The following is a 1489-nucleotide window of genomic DNA, read 5'->3' on the forward strand; positions in this document are numbered from 1 at the left end:
TGAATCAAGGGTATGGGACGAGTGGCCTTGTGCCGCGAAGCAATCGGAAGTGGTTCCAAGAAAAGCCTCTAAGCTTCAGTCTAACGAGACCGTACCGCAAACCGACACAGGTGGGCGAGATGAGTATTCTAAGGCGCTTGAGAGAACTCGGGAGAAGGAACTCGGCAAATTGGTACCGTAACTTCGGGATAAGGTACGCCCTGGTAGTTTGAAGGCCCTGCGGCCGGAGGATGAAGGGGTTGCAATAAACTGGTGGCTGCGACTGTTTAATAAAAACACAGCACTCTGCAAACACGAAAGTGGACGTATAGGGTGTGACGCCTGCCCGGTGCTGGAAGATTAAATGATGGGGTGCAAGCTCTTGATTGAAGTCCCAGTAAACGGCGGCCGTAACTATAACGGTCCTAAGGTAGCGAAATTCCTTGTCGGGTAAGTTCCGACCTGCACGAATGGCGTAACGATGGCCACACTGTCTCCTCCCGAGACTCAGCGAAGTTGAAGTGTTTGTGATGATGCAATCTACCCGCGGCTAGACGGAAAGACCCCATGAACCTTTACTGTAGCTTTGCATTGGACTGTGAACCAATCTGTGTAGGATAGGTGGGAGGCTATGAAGCGGTGACGCCAGTTGCCGTGGAGCCGACCTTGAAATACCACCCTGGTTTGTTTGCGGTTCTAACCTTGGTCCGTTATCCGGATCGGGGACAGTGCATGGTAGGCAGTTTGACTGGGGCGGTCTCCTCCCAAAGTGTAACGGAGGAGTTCGAAGGTACGCTAGGTACGGTCGGACATCGTGCTAATAGTGCAATGGCATAAGCGTGCTTAACTGCGAGACTGACAAGTCGAGCAGGTACGAAAGTAGGACATAGTGATCCGGTGGTTCTGTATGGAAGGGCCATCGCTCAACGGATAAAAGGTACTCTGGGGATAACAGGCTGATTCCTCCCAAGAGTTCATATCGACGGGGGAGTTTGGCACCTCGATGTCGGCTCATCACATCCTGGGGCTGTAGCCGGTCCCAAGGGTATGGCTGTTCGCCATTTAAAGTGGTACGTGAGCTGGGTTTAAAACGTCGTGAGACAGTTTGGTCCCTATCTGCCGTGGGCGTTGGAAGTTTGAGGGGGGCTGCTCCTAGTACGAGAGGACCGGAGTGGACGAACCTCTGGTGTACCGGTTGTCACGCCAGTGGCATTGCCGGGTAGCTAAGTTCGGAAGAGATAACCGCTGAAAGCATCTAAGCGGGAAACTTGCCTCAAGATGAGACTTCCCGGAGACTAGATCTCCCTGAAGGGTCGTTCGAGACCAGGACGTTGATAGGTCGGGTGTGGAAGCGCAGTAATGCGTTAAGCTAACCGATACTAATTGCCCGTGCGGCTTGTCTCTATAACCTTGACCGGTTATGGATGCAGCGTGTGAGATTGATACACGCAACCGCCAATATAAGTTGTACCCCTGCGGTACCGCCTGCCTGCGCCATCGGAGTGATGTG

At 53.1% G+C, this 1489-nt stretch carries 1 rRNA gene; it reads left to right on the forward strand.

The features are described 5' to 3' along the window. Nucleotides 1–1383: ribosomal RNA gene (locus tag G3574_RS27930) — 23S ribosomal RNA — on the forward strand; the annotation flags it as partial. Between the last annotated feature and the right edge of the window lie 106 nt (nt 1384–1489).

Source organism: Noviherbaspirillum galbum (assembly GCF_010974945.1).
Lineage (GTDB): Bacteria > Pseudomonadota > Gammaproteobacteria > Burkholderiales > Burkholderiaceae_D > Noviherbaspirillum > Noviherbaspirillum galbum.